This is a genomic window from Mycobacterium sp. 1274756.6, from assembly GCF_001668625.1.
Lineage (GTDB): Bacteria > Actinomycetota > Actinomycetes > Mycobacteriales > Mycobacteriaceae > Mycobacterium.
The window spans coordinates 22,850-38,348 of record NZ_LZLJ01000064.1; the positions used below are offsets into that span (position 1 = coordinate 22,850).

The following is a 15,499-nucleotide window of genomic DNA, read 5'->3' on the forward strand; positions in this document are numbered from 1 at the left end:
CACGCAGGAGAACACGATGGAAGCCTTCCGCACCCACACCGGCATCGGCGTCCCGCTGCGCCGGTCCAACGTCGACACCGACCAGATCATCCCGGCCGAGTACCTGAAACGGGTGACCCGCACCGGTTTCGACGACGGCCTGTTCGCCGTCTGGCGCAACGACCCGTCGTTCATCCTCAACCTTAGCCCGTTCGACAAGGGCTCGGTCCTGGTCGCCGGGCCGGACTTCGGCACCGGATCCTCGCGGGAGCACGCGGTCTGGGCGCTGATGGACTACGGATTCCGGGCCGTCATCTCGTCCCGGTTCGCCGACATCTTCCGCGGCAACGCCGGGAAATCCGGCCTGCTGGCCGCCGAAGTCGACCAGGACGGCGTCGAACTGCTCTGGAAACTCATCGAGCAGCAGCCGGGTCTGGAAGTCACTGTCAATCTTCAGGATCGAACCGTCAGCGCCGGTACCGCCGTGCTGCCGTTCAGAATTGACGACTACACCGCCTGGCGGCTGCTGGAGGGTCTCGACGATATCGGCCTTACGCTGCGGAAACTCGACAAAATCGAGGAATTCGAGGCGAGCCGGCCGGCGTGGAAACCACGCACCCTGGCCACCGGCTGAGCCCACCCGAAGCCGCTGTGCGGCTTTGCTGATTCCGTCCACACCCGCGGTAAAGCGCGGGAACCCCGCCGCCGGAGCCCACGACATTCTTTGCTGAAACTGCGCGTGGCTCTTGGAAATCAACCGGAACAGGGTTTACCGTGTCCCCAGTCGGTCCAAACCGGGCCACTGATTTCGGAGGACTGGATGAACAAAGCAGAGCTGATCGACGCCCTGACCGAGAAGATGGGCACCGATCGCAAGCAGGCGACCGCGGCGGTGGAGCACGTGGTCGACACCATTGTGCGGGCCGTCCACAAGGGCGAGAGCGTCACGATCACCGGCTTCGGTGTGTTCGAGAAGCGCCGTCGCGCAGCCCGGGTCGCCCGTAACCCGCGCACCGGCGAAACCGTGAAGGTCAAGCCCACCTCGGTCCCGGCGTTCCGGCCCGGCGCCCAGTTCAAGGCGGTCGTCTCGGGCTCGCAGAAGCTCCCGGCCTCCGGCCCGGCCGTGAAACGCGGTGCGGCCTCGGCGACAACGGCCAAGCCCGCCAAGAAGACCGCGGCCAAGAAGACCGCGGCGAAGAAGACCGCGGCCAAGAAGACGGCGGCCAAGAAGACCACCGCCACCAAGGCGGCGGCGAAGAAGACCACCGCGGCCAAGAAGACCACGGCGAAGAAGGCGCCGGCCAAGACCGCGGCGAAGAAGACCACCGCGGCGAAGAAGACCGCGACCAAGCGGGCGCCGGCCAAGACCGCGACCAAGAAGACCACCGCGAAGAAGGCCGCCACCAAGACCACGGCGAAGAAGGCGCCGGCCAAGAAGACCACCGCGAAGAAGACCACCGCGAAGAAGACCGCGGCGAAGAAGACCACGGCCCGCCGCGGCCGCAAATAGCTCGACCCGACGCGAGCGCTGATGCGCCGCCGGCCGACTCGCCGGCGGCGCATCACCGTCTTCGGGAACTAACCCGCCACGTCGGGCGCCAGCGCACTGGGCAGGTGATCGGCGGCCACCAACCGATCTGCTGCCAGCGACAGCACCCAGGTGCTGCCCTTACGGTTACCGGTGTTGCGCGGCCGCACTCCGTCCCGCGTGCACCACCAGTCGATCAGGTCGGGGATCACCTTGCCCTGCGTGCAGATCACCGGCGTACCGGCCGCGTCGGCGCCGTCGCGCACGCCGGCGATCTGCAGAACTCGGCGACGTGACCGCCGCGGATCGCCGGCATAAGCCTCCTCGGTCAACAACGGCTCGGTACCGATCGGCACCCCCAACCGCTCGGCCAGCGGCGCCACCGTCTGCCGGCACCGCACCCGGTCGGCGGCGAAGACGTCGGTGGCCCCGAAGGCGCACAGCAACTCGACGAGCGCCGCGGCCTGGGCGCGACCGTTCGTGTCCAACGGACGCAGCGTGTCATCCCCGGCGAAGCGTCGGCGGCTACCGGCGGTGCCGTGCCGCACGATCAGCACGGTCCGGGTGTCCGCCGGCTGCTTGAGGAACGCGCGCAACACTTTCCGGTCGGTGGTGTAGCCCAACCGGTCCAGCGCCGCGGGCGCGGCCAGCCAGACCAGCTCGTCCACCTCGGTATTGGGCACGAAGGTCCCGCCGGTGGCGCGCGCCGACCAGTACCGCACCCGTTTGGTCGCGCGGCTCAGCGGGTAGGTCACCGTGGTCAGAAAGCGGCCCAGCTCGGCGTGCTGGCCGGTCTCCTCCAGCAGTTCGCGCACCGCGGTCACCGCCTCGACCTCGCCCGGGTCGACCTTGCCCTTGGGCAGCGACCAGTCGTCGTAGCGGGGCCGGTGGACCAGCGCGACCTCGATCGTGTCGCCGCGACGGCGCCACAGCACGGCACCGGCCGCGCACACGAGCTTGTCCGGCCGGGTCTGTTTGGGCACCGTGTCTCCTGGGTTGCGGGCGGTAGAAACGAATCCGGCGGGACCGTCAGGGCGTGCGTCGGCTCTCCATCAGCGCCACCTGGTGGTCGCGGACACTGCGCCCGTCGCGCGGGTAGGCCGTCCACCGGCCGTCGGAATCCAGCTCCCAGCACCGGGTCCCGGGGTCCAGCGCCGAGTCGAACACCTCGCAGAGCTGATCCACCAGGCGGGGGTCCTTGACCTGAACCATCACCTCCACCCGGCGATCCAGGTTGCGGTGCATCATGTCGGCGCTGCCGATCCAGAACTCGTCGATCGCCTGGAAATGGAACATCCGCGAATGCTCCAGGAAGCGGCCGAGAATTGAGCGGGCGACGATGTTCTCCGAAAAACCCGCCACCCCCGGGCGCAACGCGCAGATGCCGCGCACCACGATCTCGACCGGCACCCCGGCCTGCGACGCCCGGTAGAGCGCATCGATCACCTGCTCGTCGACCAGCGCGTTGGCCTTGATCCGGATCCGCCCGCCGCCGTGTTCGAGGTGCTCGGCGACCTCGGCGGCGATCCGCTCGATGATGCCCACCCGAATCCCGCTGGGCGCCACCAGAAGGTTGCGGTAGGACACGTTGCGCGAGTACCCGGTCAGCGAGTTGAACAGGTCGGTCAGATCCGCACCGATGTCCGGGTCGGCGGTGAGCAGACCGACATCCTCGTACAGCCGCGCGGTCTTGCTGTTGTAGTTGCCGGTGCCGATATGGCAGTAGCGTCGGATCACCGAACCCTCCCGGCGCACGACGAGCGCGGTCTTGCAATGTGTTTTGAGCCCCACCAGGCCGTAGACGACGTGCACCCCGGCCTGCTCCAGCGCGCGCGCCCACTTGATGTTGGCCTGCTCGTCGAAGCGGGCCTTGATCTCCACCAGGGTCACCACCTGCTTGCCCGCCTCGGCGGCGTCGATCAGCGCGCGCACCAGCGGCGAGTCCCCCGAGGTGCGGTAGAGCGTCTGCTTGATCGCCAACACGTTCGGGTCGGCGGCCGCCTGCTCGATGAACCGCTGCACGCTGGTGGAGAACGAGTCGTAGGGGTGGTGCACCAGCACATCGCCTTCCCGCAGGGTGGCGAAGATGCTCTTGGGGGTCTCGCGCTCGGCGAACGCCGGATGGGTCGCCGGCACGAACGCCGGATCCTTGAGATCCGGGCGGTCCACCGCGTAGATCTGCCACAGCGCGGAAAGATCCAGCAGTCCCGGCACATTGATCACGTCGCCGGGGTCGACCGACAGTTCGCGCAGCAGCAGCTCCAACATGTTGTCGGTCATGTCGTCGGAGACCTCCAGGCGCACTGGCGAACCGAACCGGCGGCGGGCCAGTTCCCGCTCCAGCGCCTGCAGCAGGTCCTCGTCGCGGTCCTCCTCGACCTCGAAATCGGCGTTGCGGGTGATCCGGAAGACGTGATGCTCGACGATCTCCATGCCGGGGAACAGCTCCGGCAGGAACGCCGCGATGAGCTCCTCCATCGGCAGGAAGCGCACCACCGCGGGGCCGTCCGGCTCCCCGTCGGGCGCACTGAGCTCGATGAACCGGTCGACGTTGTCGGGCACCTTGATCCGGGCGAAGTGCTGCCCGCCGTCGTCGGGCGTCTTCACCGTGACCGCCAGGTTCAGGCTCAGCCCGCTGACGAACGGGAACGGGTGCGCCGGGTCCACCGCCAACGGGGTCAACACCGGGAAGACCTGCTCCTGAAAATAGGTGGACAGCCGTTTGCGTTCGGCCTTACCGAGATCGGTCCAGGTGACGACGTGGATGTTCTCCTCGGCCAGCGCCGGGCGCACCGAGTCGAGGAACACCCGGGCGTGCTGGGTGGCGTTCTGCTGGGAGCGTTCGGCGATCCGGCGCAACTGCTCCCGCGGGGTCAACCCGTCGGCCGACCGCACCGACAACCCCATCTCGTGGCGGCGTTTGAGCCCGGCGACCCGCACCATGTAGAACTCGTCGAGGTTGGAGGCGAAGATCGCCAGGAACTTCAACCGTTCCAGCAGCGGCAGCGAGGTGTCGGCGGCCAGCGCCAGCACCCGCTGGTTGAAATCCAGCCAGCTGAGCTCCCGGTTGAGGTAGCGGTCCTCCGGCAGGGCGTCGACGACCGTCGGGATGGTGGCCGCAGGCGGCGCCCCCGGTGCCGGCGGGCGGGGGTCGGTGCGGGGTTCGGTGTCGGTCACCCTGCGATCATCCCCCAACACCGGCGCCGGGTGCTACCGCTGCCCGCCGGATCGGGCCAGCACCCGGGCGGTCTCGGCGCCCAACCCCAACTCGCGCGCCGCCGCCAGGTCCTCGGGGGTGTCGATGTCGCAGCGCAGCCCCGGCCACCCCCCGGCCAGCTCCACGGCGCCGGAGCGGCGGTGCCCGGCCGCCGAATCCGGCCCGAACCGCGGGGCCAGCGCGGTGCCGAACGCGAACAGCGCCGCGGTGCCCGTCGCCTGCCGGTCGGGCACGAAACTGCGCGGATGACCGCGGGCGGCCGCCACCGCCGCGGCCAACTCCGCCGCCCGCAGCGTGGGCAGATCCCCTTGCAGCACAGCCAGACCCGATGTCGAGGCGGCCAGCGCCCGCTCGCCGTGCCCGATCGCCGCGTTGAGCGGGTCGGGATGACCGCCGGGAGTGGGATCGGCCAGCACCCGGGCGCCGCACCGGCGGGCGGTTTCCGCGGCCGCCTCGTCGGGGGTCACCACCAGCACCGGACCCAGCTCCGGCACCGCGCCGGCGGCGGCCAACGTGTCGGCCAGCATCGCCAGCACCAGGGCCGCGCGGGTGCGGTCGGGCAGCGCCGCGGCCAGCCGGGTCTTGGCGGCCGCCAGCCGTTTGACGGCGATGATCAGACCGATCCCGGTCGCGGCCTGGCTGCCCACGCGCCACATCCTGCCAGCCCCGGTCGGGCCGGCAGAGCGGTCATCGGGCGCTCGCTAGGGTGAAGATCGCCGGGGCGAACCCGAGGTGAAGGAGGACCGATGGCCGAAACCGACGGCGCCGTCGCGGTGATGGGGGCGGGCGCCTGGGGCACCGCCCTGGCCAAGGTGCTGGTGGAAGCCGGCACCGAGGTGGTGGTCTGGGCCCGCGAACCCCGGCTCGCCGAGGAGATCAACCGCACCGGGTGCAACAGCCGCTACCTGCCCGAGGTGCAGTTGCCGGCCGGCATCCGCGCCACCGCCGACCCGGCCGAGGCCCTGACCGGCACCACCACCGTGCTGCTGGGGGTGCCCGCCCAGGCGTTGCGGGAGAACCTGCAGCGCTGGGTGGCGCTGCTGGCGCCCGACGTCACGATGGTCAGCCTGGCCAAGGGCATCGAGCTGGGCACCCTGATGCGGATGAGCCAGGTCATCACCTCGGTGACCGGGGTGGCCGCCGAGCAGGTCGCGGTGCTGTCCGGACCGAACCTGGCCAACGAGATCGCCCACCGGCAGATGGCGGCCACCGTCATCGCCTGCAGCGATTCGGCGCGGGCGGTGGCGCTGCAGCGCAAGCTGGCCACCGGTTACTTCCGCCCCTACACCAACACCGACGTCACCGGCACCGAGATCGGCGGCGCCTGCAAGAACGTCATCGCGCTGGCCTGCGGCATCGCCGCCGGCGCCGGCATGGGGGAGAACACCGCCGCCGCGATCATCACCCGCGGCCTGGCCGAGATCACCCGGCTGGGGGTGGCGTTGGGCGCCAAGGCCGAAACCCTGGCCGGGCTGGCCGGGGTGGGCGATCTGGTGGCCACCTGCACCTCGCCGCAGTCGCGGAACCGCTCGTTCGGGGAGCGGCTGGGCCGCGGCACCAGCGTCGCGCAGGCGCGGGCGCAGACCGGCACCCTGGTCGAAGGGGTGATGTCGTGCGAGTCGGTGCTGGCCCTGGCCGGCAGCTACGACGTGGAGATGCCGCTGACCGACGCGGTCTACCGGGTCTGCCACCAGGGCCTGTCCGTCGACGACGCGATGGCGCTGCTGGCCGGGCGGCGCACCAAACCGGAGTAGCGCACCGGCCACAGGTAGCCTCTCTAGGTTGTGAACGACCGGGTCCGGGTCGCCGTGGTGTTCGGCGGCCGCAGCAGCGAACACGCCATCTCCTGTGTGTCGGCGGGCAGCATCCTGCGCAACCTCGACCCGCAGCGCTTCGAAGCGATCGCGGTCGGCATCACCCGCGACGGCACCTGGGTGCTCACCGACGGCGACCCGGCGGCGCTGGCCATCACCGACCGGCGGCTGCCCGCGGTGACCACCGCGGCCGGCGCCGAGCTCGCGCTGCCGGCCGACCCGCGCCGGGCCGGCCAGCTGGTCGCGCTGAACAGCGCCGCCGGGGAGGTGCTCACCAGCGTCGACGTGGTGTTCCCGGTGCTGCACGGCCCCTACGGCGAGGACGGCACCATCCAGGGCCTGCTGGAGCTCGCCGGGGTGCCCTACGTCGGCGCCGGCGTGCTGGCCAGCGCCGCGGGCATGGACAAGGAGTTCACCAAGAAACTGCTCGCCGCCGAAGGGCTGCCGATCGGCGCCTACACCGTGTTGCGGCCCGGCCAGCCGACGCTGCCCGACGCGGAGCGGGACCGGCTGGGCCTGCCGGTGTTCGTCAAACCGGCCCGCGGCGGCTCCTCGATCGGGGTGAGCCGGGTGGCGAGCTGGGCCGAACTGCCCGCGGCGATCGACGAGGCGCGCCGCCACGACCCGAAGGTCATCGTGGAAGCCGCCGTGACCGGCCGCGAACTGGAATGCGGTGTGCTGGAGTTTCCCGACGGCGCGGTGCGCGCCAGCGAACTCGGCGAGATCCGGGTCACCGAGGTCTGCGGCGACCAGGACGCCTTCTACGACTTCACCACCAAATACCTCGACAACGCCGCTGAACTCGACGTGCCGGCCCGGGTGGACGCCGAGACCGCCGCGGCGCTGCGCGACCTGGCGGTGCGGGCCTTCCGCGCCATCGACTGCCAGGGGCTGGCGCGGGTGGACTTCTTCCTCACCGACGAGGGGCCGCTGGTCAACGAGATCAACACGATGCCCGGGTTCACCACGATCTCGATGTACCCGCAGATGTGGGCGGCCAGCGGGGTGGACTATCCGACCCTGCTGGCCACCATGGTGCAGACCGCGCTGGCCCGCGGCACCGGGCTGCGCTGAGCGCCGCTCAGCCCACCGGCGCCGGATCGATCGGGGTGGCGGCCACCGCGGCGCTGATCGCCGCCGACACCTGCTGGATGGGGTCGGGGCCCGAGCCGGCCGGCAACGTCAGCGCGACATACACCGGCCGGTCCACCGCGAACCAGGTGGTGCGGTCATCGGCGCGCACCGCGAACCACTGCACCGCGTCGACCTGTTGCAGGGGGGCGCCGACGACGAACTCCGGCGGGCGCTCGAGCCCGCAGCGCAGCACCACCGGGTCGCCGGGCTCGCCGCCCCGGTCGCGGCGCCAGGCGGCGGCCCCCGCCGGGGCCGGTTCGGCCAGTTCGGCGCGGGTGAAGTCGCCGAGGTGCTCGGGCAGCGCCGCCAGCAGCGCCGCGCACTGCGGCCCGTCGGCCTGCGGTGCGGGCACCGCGGCCAGCACCACCGGCGCGGCCGGGGCATGCCGGGTGGCCGCGAGCACCAGCACCACCACGACCGCGGCGATCGCCACCACCAGCGCGGCGATCAGCGACCAGCGCGGCGGGCCGTCGGCCTCGTCCATCCGGTGCCCCTTCCACTCGGGCCTACACTGCACAACTGTCCGCCCACGGCGGCGGCACCGAACCTACCGGCCGCGGGAGGAGCCGACGTGAGCGAGCAGCCCACGCTGGGTCAACTGGGCGAGTTTCCCATGATCGAGCGGCTGGTGGCCGGGCGCCACCAGCCCGCGAGCACGCTGCTGGGGCCGGGCGACGACGCCGCGGTGGTGGCCGCCGGCGACCGGCGCACCGTGGTCAGCACCGACCTGCTGGTGGCCGGGCGGCACTTCCGGTTGGACTGGGCGAGCCCGCACCAGGTGGGCCGCAAGGCGATCGCGCAGAACGCCGCCGACATCGAGGCGATGGGCGCGCGACCCACCGCGTTCGTGGTGGGCTTCGCCGCCCCCGCGCACACCCCGGTGCAGCAGGTGACGGCGCTGGCCGACGGCATGTGGGCCGAGGCGCAGCAGCTGGGCGCCGGGATCGTCGGCGGCGATCTGGTGCAGGCCGACACCTGGGTGGTCGCGGTGACCGCGCTGGGGGAGTTGGACGGGCGCCCGCCGGTGCTGCGGTCCGGGGCCCGCCCGGGCGCGGTGGTGGCGGTGAGCGGCGAGCTGGGCCGCTCGGCGGCCGGATATGCGGTGTGGGACAACGGCGTCGACGGCTTCGATGAGCTGCGCCGCCGTCATCTGGCGCCGCAACCGCCCTACGGGCAGGGCCCGGCCGCCGCCGCGGCGGGCGCGCTGGCGATGACCGACGTCTCCGACGGGCTGATCGCCGACCTCGGCCACATCGCGGTCGCCTCCGGGGTCGACATCGACCTCGCCGCGGACGCGCTGGCCGCCGACCGCGACGCGCTGGCCTCGGCGGCCGCGGCCGTCGGCGCCGACCCGGACGACTGGGTGCTGGGCGGCGGTGAGGACCACGCCCTGGTGGCGGTGTTCGACGGGGCGCTGCCCGCCGGCTGGCGCGCGATCGGGCGGGTGCGCGCCGGGGCGGGGCGGGTGCTGGTCGACGGCGCCGTACCCGCCGCGAGGGGCTGGCAGTCGTTCGATGTGCCGCGGTGACCGCGGTGCGGGAAAGGAGGCACGGCATGGCCGATGACGTCGAGTTCTCCGCCGCGGCCGACCGGGTGGACCGGGACTGGCTGTGGCAGGAACTGATCGAGCACACCTACTGGGCGAAGTACCGCACCCGGGCGATGTTCGACCGGCAACTCGATGTCGCCTGGCGGCTCGTCGGCGCCTACCGCGTCGCCGACGGGCAGATGGTGGGGTTCTGCCGGGCCTTCTCCGACGACGCGGCGATGGCCTATCTCGCCGACGTGTACGTCCATCGCGAGCAGCGCGGACGCGGCATCGGCCGGCGGTTGGTGCGCGCCATGATCGACGACGGCCCTGGCCGCGACTTCCGGTGGATGCTGCACACCGTCGACGCCCACACCCTGTATGAGCCGCTGGGCTTCGCCGCCCCGGACGGCACGTTCCTGGAACGGGCGTCGCGGCTGCCGCACGTCCGGTGAGCACCCGCGGCGGGACGCGCGGCCCGGCCCCGGTACCCTCTGCTGACCATGGGGCACCCGAGTCGTCTGCGCGCGTCGCACCGATGCCTCCCGACAGCGCGAACCTTCCCCGGAAATCGGTTGGCGCGCCAGGGCTTTCAAAGGGCAGCGCGGTGACCGCCCGCCCCCTGCGCGAACTCGTCGAGCCGGGCTGGGCGCAGGCGCTGGAGCCGGTGGCCGAGCAGGTCGCCACCATGGGACGGTTCCTGCGCGACGAGATCGGCGCCGGCCGGCGCTACCTGCCGGAGGGGCGGAATGTGTTGCGGGCGTTCAGCGCCCCGTTCGACGGGGTGCGGGTGCTCATCGTGGGCCAGGATCCCTATCCGACCCCGGGCCACGCGGTGGGTTTGAGTTTCTCGGTGGCCTCCGACGTGCGCCCGCTGCCGCGCAGCCTGGCCAACATCTTCGCCGAGTACCGCGCCGACCTGGGCCACCCCGAACCGTCCTGCGGCGACCTCACACCGTGGGCGCAGCGCGGGGTGCTGCTGCTCAACCGGGTGCTCACCGTGGCCCCGGGCAGCCCCGCCTCGCATCGCGGCAAGGGCTGGGAGGCGGTCACCGAGTGCGCGATCCGGGCCCTGGCCGGCCGGGGGCAGCCGATGGTGGCGATCCTGTGGGGCCGGGACGCCGCCGGCCTCAAACCGATGCTGGGCGCCGATGCCGCGGTGATCGAGTCGCCGCACCCCTCGCCGCTGTCGGCGTCCCGCGGGTTCTTCGGCTCCCGGCCGTTCAGCCGGGCCAACGACCTGCTCACCGCGATGGGCGCCGAACCGGTCGACTGGCGGCTGCCCTAGCCGGTGGTCGGGGTGGCGTCGTGTGCCCGAGGGCGGCGGGTCAGCCGCGGGCGACCTTGCCGGCCTTGAGGCAGGAGGTGCAGACGTTGATCCGCTGCTTGTTGCCGCCCGGGCGGGTCACGGCGCGCACGGTCTGGATGTTGGGGTTCCAGCGCCGGCTGTGCCGCCGGTGCGAGTGCGACACCGACTTGCCGAAGCCGGGGCCTTTGCTACAGATATCGCACACGGCAGCCATGGTGAACTCCTCGAAACGTCTGCTTGGGGCGGTGGTGCATGCCCGGTCTCCTGCGTCGCCGGGCCAACGACCCGCAGGGTGGCCCGACAACCCGACCAGAATAGCGGCCCCGGCGGCAATGGCCAAAACCATCCACACCGGGCGGGCCTGGCGGGCGGTTCTGTCGGCGCCGCTGGCTAGGCTGGCGCCCACCGACGGGGCGAGGAGGTGGACCGGCCATGGCCGAACGCGGGCTCGACGCGGTGGCGTTACGGGACTGGGCACACACCGCCGTCGGTGACCTGATCACCCACACCGACGAGATCAACCGGCTCAACGTCTTCCCGGTCGCCGATTCCGACACCGGCACCAACATGCTGTTCACGATGCGTTCGGCGCTGGCCGAAGCCAACACCGCCGCCGGCTCCGGGGAGCTGACCCGGGTCGCCACCGCGTTGTCGGTGGGCGCCCTGCACGGCGCCCGCGGCAACTCCGGGGTGATCCTCTCCCAGATCCTGCGGGGCCTGGCCGACGTGCTCACCGAGGCCGACGTACCGTCGGCCGAGATCGGTGCGGAGCTGTTGGGTGCTGCGCTGCAGCGCGGGGTGGAGCTGGCGATCGCCTCGATGGGCGGGCGGGAGGTGCCCGGCACCGTGGTGTCGGTGCTGGCGGCGGCCGCCGCCGCGGTACGGCGCAGCGCGGCGGCGGGCGGCGGGCCGGGCAACGCGGTCACCGCCGCCGGGGACGCCGCCGCGACCGCCCTGGACCAGACCACCGGCCAGCTCGAGGCGCTCACCGAGGCCGGGGTGGTCGACGCCGGCGGGCGCGGCCTGCTGGTGCTGCTGGACGCGATGACCGCCACCGTCACCGGGCTGGTGCCGGCCCGCCCCGCCTACCGGCCGGCGCCGCCCCCGCAGCCCGAACCCGACGCGGCCCCGCCGGGCCCGCAGTTCGAGGTGATGTACCTGCTGCACGACTGCCCGCCCGCCGGGGTCGAGGCGCTGCGCCACCGGCTGACCCGGCTGGGCGAATCGGTGGCGATCGCCGCCGGCGCCGACGGTCACTCGGTGCACGTGCACACCGACGACGCGGGGGCCGCGGTGGAGGCCGGGCTGGCGGTCGGCCGGCTGTCCGGCATCCACATCTCCGGGCTGTTCACCCCGCGTCCGCGGGGCAGCTGGGCGCGGGAGCGCGCCGTGCTGGCCGTCGTCGACGGCGCCGGCGCCGCCGAGCTGTTCGCCGCGGAGGGCGCCTGCATCCTGCCGGTCGATGCGGCCGAGCCGATCAGCGCGGCGCAGCTGCTCCGCGCCATGGTCGACACGGGCGCCGCGCAGGTGCTGGTGCTGCCCAACGGCCACCTGCCCGCCGAGGAGTTGGTGGCCGGCTGCACCGCCGCCACCGGCTGGGGCATCGAGGTGGTGCCGCTGCCGACCGCCTCGATGGTGCAGGGGCTGGCCGCCCTGGCGGTGCACGACCCGGCCCGCCAGATCGTCGACGACGGCTTCACCATGACCCGCGCGGCCGCCGCCACCCGCTACGGCTCGGTGGCGCTGGCCAACGAAGCCGCCCTGACCTGGGCCGGGCCGTGCAACCCCGGCGACGGGCTGGGCATCGCCGGGGGAGAGGTGCTGATCGTCGGGCCGGATGTGGTCACCGCCGCCGCCGGGCTGATCGACCTGCTGCTGGCCGCGGGCGGTGAACTGGTGACCGTGCTGATCGGCGCCGACGGCGCGGGACCCGGCGGGGCCGACGCGGACCCGGTGACGGCGGTGCTGAAAACCCATGTCCACGAGGCCCATCCGGGCATCGAGCTGGCCGTCTACCACACCGGGCACGGCGGTGACGCGCTGCTGATCGGTGTCGAGTGATGGCGAAGCTGACCGACCGGCTCGACTTCGTCGTCGGCGGCAAGGCCGCCCGACAACTCGCCGAGTATTTCGACATCCGCACCGTCGATGACCTGCTGCGCCACTACCCGCGCACCTACACCGGGGGCGGCCCGGTGCGCGGCCCCGACGACGGGCGCCCACCCGCCGGGCAACACATCACGATCGTCGACACCATCAGCTACGCGGACTGGCGCTCACCGTACAACAGCAAGAAGCCCAAGGACAGATACCTGCGGGTCACCCTCGGAACCGGCCGGAAGGCGGTGAGCGCCACCTTCTTCCACGCCCGGAAGTGGCTCGCCGACAAACTCACCAAGGGCACCCGGGTGATGCTCTCCGGTGAGGTCAGCTACTACCGCGGCGCCATGCAACTGACCCACCCGGATTTTCTGGTGCTCAACGACCCGAAGGCCGCCAGCCGTTCGCTGCGCCGCATCGCCGAAGCCTCCCAGGCGGTCAGCGGGGCGGTGGTCCAGGCCGAATTCGAGCGGTCCTGCTACCCGATCTACCCGGCCAGCGCGAAGATGCAGAGTTGGGACATCTTCTCCTGCGTGCGCCAGGTGCTCGAGGTCCTCGACCCGGTGCCCGACCCGCTGCCCGAACCGCTGCGCGCCGAGCACGACCTGATCAGCGAGGATGCGGCGCTGCGTGCCGTCCACCTCGCCGAGGACGAGGCCACCCGCCGCCGCGCCCGCGACCGGCTGGCCTTCGACGAGGCCATCGGGCTGCAGTGGGCGCTGCTGGCCCGCAGGCACAGCGAGCTGGGCCAATCCGGTCCCGCCGCCCCGCCGGCCGACGCGGGGCTGACGGCGGCGCTACGCGACCGGTTGCCGTTCGAGCTGACCGCCGGGCAGCGCGCCGTGCTCGACACCCTCGAATCCGAGCTGGCCGGGCCGCGGCCGATGAACCGGCTGCTGCAAGGCGAGGTCGGCTCGGGCAAGACCATCGTCGCCGTGCTGGCCATGCTGCAGCTGGTCGACGCCGGCTACCAGTGCGCGCTGCTCGCCCCGACCGAAGTGCTTGCCGCCCAGCATCTCCGGTCGATCACCGACGTGCTGGGCCCGCTGGCGCTGGGCGGCCAGCTCGGCGGCGCCGAGGACGCCACCCGGGTGGCGCTGCTCACCGGATCGATGACCGCCGCCCAGAAGAAGCAGGTGCGCGCCGAGATCGCCGCCGGCACGGCCGGCATCGTGGTGGGCACCCACGCGCTGCTGCAGGACACCGTGACGTTCGACCGGCTGGGCCTGGTGGTGATCGACGAACAGCACCGGTTCGGGGTGGAGCAGCGCGACCAACTGCGCGCCAAAGCCCCCGACGGCATCACCCCGCATCTGCTGGTCATGACCGCCACCCCGATCCCGCGTACGGTAGCCCTGACCGTCTACGGCGATCTGGAGACCGCCACGCTGCGCGAGCTGCCGCGCGGCCGCCAGCCGATCACCACCACCACGGTCTTCGCCAAGGACAAACCCGCCTGGCTGGACCGGGCCTGGGCGCGCATCAACGAGGAGGTCGCGGCCGGGCGGCAGGCCTACGTGGTGGCGCCGCGCATCGACGAGACCGACCCGGCCGAGGACAGCGAGGACGCGCCCCGGCCGTCGGCCACCGCGGTGGGCGCCTACGACCGGCTGCGCGCCGGCCCGCTGGCCGGGCTGCGACTCGGGCTCATGCACGGCCGGCTGGGCACCGAGGAGAAGGACGCCGTGATGGCGGCGTTCCGCGCCGGCCACCTCGACGTGCTGGTGTGCACCACGGTGATCGAGGTCGGCGTGGATGTGCCCAACGCCACCATGATGGTGGTGCTGGACGCCGACCGGTTCGGCATCAGCCAGCTGCACCAGCTGCGCGGGCGGATCGGGCGCGGCGCCCACGCCAGCCTCTGCCTGCTGGTCACCTGGGCGTCCCCGGCGTCGCGTTCGGGGGCCCGGCTCAACGCGGTCGCCGCCACCGTCGACGGCTTCCGGCTCGCCGAGCTGGACCTGGCGGAGCGGCGCGAAGGAGATGTGTTGGGCAGCACCCAGTCCGGGCGCGCCATCACCTTGCAACTGCTGTCGCTGGCCGAGCACGCCGAGCTGATCGAGGCGGCCCGCCGATTCTGCGTGCACGCCCACGCCGAGGACCCCGCCGACCCCGGGCTGGCCCGGCTGGCCGCCCAGTTCACCGACACCGACGCCATCGAATACCTGGACAAGTCATGACCACCGGCGCCGCCGGCCGCCGGCGTCTGCTGTGGCTGGCCCTGTTCACCGCGGTCGCGGTGCTGGTCGCCTACCAGGTGGTTTCGGCGCGCGCGGAGCGGGCCAGCGTCGGCGCGCCGGTCCTCGCCCCGGGCACCGACGTGCTGGCCGGGATCACGGTGCTGGCCCACCGCCCGCACCGGCCCGACTACCGCAGGACGATCGCCTTCGGCGCGGCCTGGGACGACGACAACGACGCCCCCGGCGGGCGCAACGGCTGCGACACCCGCAACGACATCCTCAACCGCGATCTGACCGACATCACCCACGTGCGCACCCGCCGCTGCCCGAACGCGGTGGCCACCGGCACCCTGCGCGACCCCTACACCGGGGTGACGGTGGCGTTCACCCGCGGCGCCGGGATCGGGGAGGCGGTGCAGATCGACCACCTGGTGCCGCTGGCCTACGCCTGGGACATGGGCGCCCACGGCTGGCCGCCGGCGCAGCGGCTGCGGTTCGCCAACGACCCGGCCAACCTGCTGGCCGTCGCCGGCGCCCCCAACCAGGACAAAGGCGACTCCCCGCCGGCCGACTGGATGCCGCCCAACGCCGCCTTCGGCTGCCAGTACGCCACCCAGTTCGCCGCGGTGCTGCGCGGCTACGGCCTGCCGGTCGACGCGGCGTCGGTGCCGGTGCTGCGGGCCGCGGCGGCGACCTGCCCCACCGGGTGA

Annotated in this window: 15 protein-coding genes; 10 read left to right on the plus strand and 5 right to left on the minus strand. The window is 72.7% G+C overall.

The window, feature by feature from the left end:
• Window positions 1-16: 16 nt before the first annotated feature.
• Both leuD and A5643_RS09725 read left to right on the plus strand, forming a co-directional pair.
• The gene (gene leuD / locus A5643_RS09720) at window positions 17-613 is read left to right on the plus strand and encodes a 3-isopropylmalate dehydratase small subunit (RefSeq protein ID WP_066854341.1); all 597 of its coding nucleotides are present in this window, start codon (window positions 17-19) and stop codon (window positions 611-613) included.
• Between the two features lie 186 nt (window positions 614-799).
• On the plus strand, window positions 800-1,489 hold the full coding sequence (locus A5643_RS09725; protein ID WP_066854342.1) for an HU family DNA-binding protein: 690 nt from the start codon (window positions 800-802) through the stop codon (window positions 1,487-1,489).
• Between the two features lie 68 nt (window positions 1,490-1,557).
• Here A5643_RS09725 and mutT1 read toward each other — a convergent pair whose 3' ends face one another.
• Genes mutT1 through cofC form a run of 3 tightly spaced genes read right to left on the minus strand, consistent with a single transcriptional unit; the run spans window position 1,558 to window position 5,371 of the window.
• The gene (gene mutT1, locus A5643_RS09730) at window positions 1,558-2,490 is read right to left on the minus strand and encodes an 8-oxo-(d)GTP phosphatase MutT1 (protein WP_066854344.1); all 933 of its coding nucleotides are present in this window, start codon (window positions 2,488-2,490) and stop codon (window positions 1,558-1,560) included.
• Window positions 2,491-2,536: 46 nt separating this feature from the next.
• Window positions 2,537-4,705, minus strand: a complete 2,169-nt coding sequence (locus A5643_RS09735; protein ID WP_066854346.1) for an RNA degradosome polyphosphate kinase — start codon at window positions 4,703-4,705, stop codon at window positions 2,537-2,539.
• 12 nt (window positions 4,706-4,717) lie between these two features.
• Window positions 4,718-5,371, minus strand: a complete 654-nt coding sequence (gene cofC, locus A5643_RS09740) for a 2-phospho-L-lactate guanylyltransferase (RefSeq protein WP_231995516.1) — start codon at window positions 5,369-5,371, stop codon at window positions 4,718-4,720.
• A 129-nt stretch (window positions 5,372-5,500) separates the two neighbouring features.
• On the opposite strand from cofC, the gene A5643_RS09745 reads away from it, so the two are divergent.
• The gene (locus A5643_RS09745; protein WP_082948871.1) at window positions 5,501-6,478 is read left to right on the plus strand and encodes an NAD(P)H-dependent glycerol-3-phosphate dehydrogenase; all 978 of its coding nucleotides are present in this window, start codon (window positions 5,501-5,503) and stop codon (window positions 6,476-6,478) included.
• 30 nt (window positions 6,479-6,508) lie between these two features.
• The gene (locus A5643_RS09750; RefSeq protein WP_066854353.1) at window positions 6,509-7,612 is read left to right on the plus strand and encodes a D-alanine--D-alanine ligase family protein; all 1,104 of its coding nucleotides are present in this window, start codon (window positions 6,509-6,511) and stop codon (window positions 7,610-7,612) included.
• Between the two features lie 7 nt (window positions 7,613-7,619).
• On the opposite strand, the gene A5643_RS09755 is transcribed toward A5643_RS09750, so the two are convergent.
• The gene (locus tag A5643_RS09755; RefSeq protein WP_066854355.1) at window positions 7,620-8,156 is read right to left on the minus strand and encodes a DUF3515 domain-containing protein; all 537 of its coding nucleotides are present in this window, start codon (window positions 8,154-8,156) and stop codon (window positions 7,620-7,622) included.
• A gap of 87 nt (window positions 8,157-8,243) precedes the next feature.
• Here A5643_RS09755 and A5643_RS09760 point away from each other — a divergent pair, with 87 nt between their 5' ends.
• From A5643_RS09760 to A5643_RS09770, 3 genes are all read left to right on the plus strand, one after another.
• Window positions 8,244-9,200 (plus strand): thiamine-phosphate kinase, encoded by a 957-nt coding sequence (locus A5643_RS09760; protein WP_286143651.1) that lies wholly within the window; start codon window positions 8,244-8,246, stop codon window positions 9,198-9,200.
• 26 nt (window positions 9,201-9,226) lie between these two features.
• A complete protein-coding gene (locus A5643_RS09765) occupies window positions 9,227-9,655 on the plus strand; it encodes a GNAT family N-acetyltransferase (RefSeq protein WP_066854357.1) in 429 nt (142 codons plus the stop codon).
• A 152-nt stretch (window positions 9,656-9,807) separates the two neighbouring features.
• A complete protein-coding gene (locus A5643_RS09770) occupies window positions 9,808-10,488 on the plus strand; it encodes a uracil-DNA glycosylase (protein ID WP_066854359.1) in 681 nt (226 codons plus the stop codon).
• Between the two features lie 40 nt (window positions 10,489-10,528).
• Here the strand turns inward: A5643_RS09770 and rpmB are convergent, their stop codons facing one another.
• On the minus strand, window positions 10,529-10,723 hold the full coding sequence (gene rpmB, locus A5643_RS09775; protein WP_066854361.1) for a 50S ribosomal protein L28: 195 nt from the start codon (window positions 10,721-10,723) through the stop codon (window positions 10,529-10,531).
• A gap of 218 nt (window positions 10,724-10,941) precedes the next feature.
• On the opposite strand from rpmB, the gene A5643_RS09780 reads away from it, so the two are divergent.
• Genes A5643_RS09780 through A5643_RS09790 form a run of 3 tightly spaced genes read left to right on the plus strand, consistent with a single transcriptional unit; the run spans window position 10,942 to window position 15,499 of the window.
• On the plus strand, window positions 10,942-12,570 hold the full coding sequence (locus tag A5643_RS09780; protein WP_066854363.1) for a DAK2 domain-containing protein: 1,629 nt from the start codon (window positions 10,942-10,944) through the stop codon (window positions 12,568-12,570).
• Complete coding sequence (recG, locus tag A5643_RS09785) at window positions 12,570-14,789, plus strand: ATP-dependent DNA helicase RecG (RefSeq protein WP_066854365.1); 2,220 nt, start codon at window positions 12,570-12,572, stop codon at window positions 14,787-14,789. Before A5643_RS09780 ends, recG begins: the two co-directional genes overlap by 1 nt.
• Window positions 14,786-15,499, plus strand: coding sequence for an HNH endonuclease family protein (locus A5643_RS09790; protein WP_066854367.1), 714 nt, complete (start codon window positions 14,786-14,788; stop codon window positions 15,497-15,499). Before recG ends, A5643_RS09790 begins: the two co-directional genes overlap by 4 nt.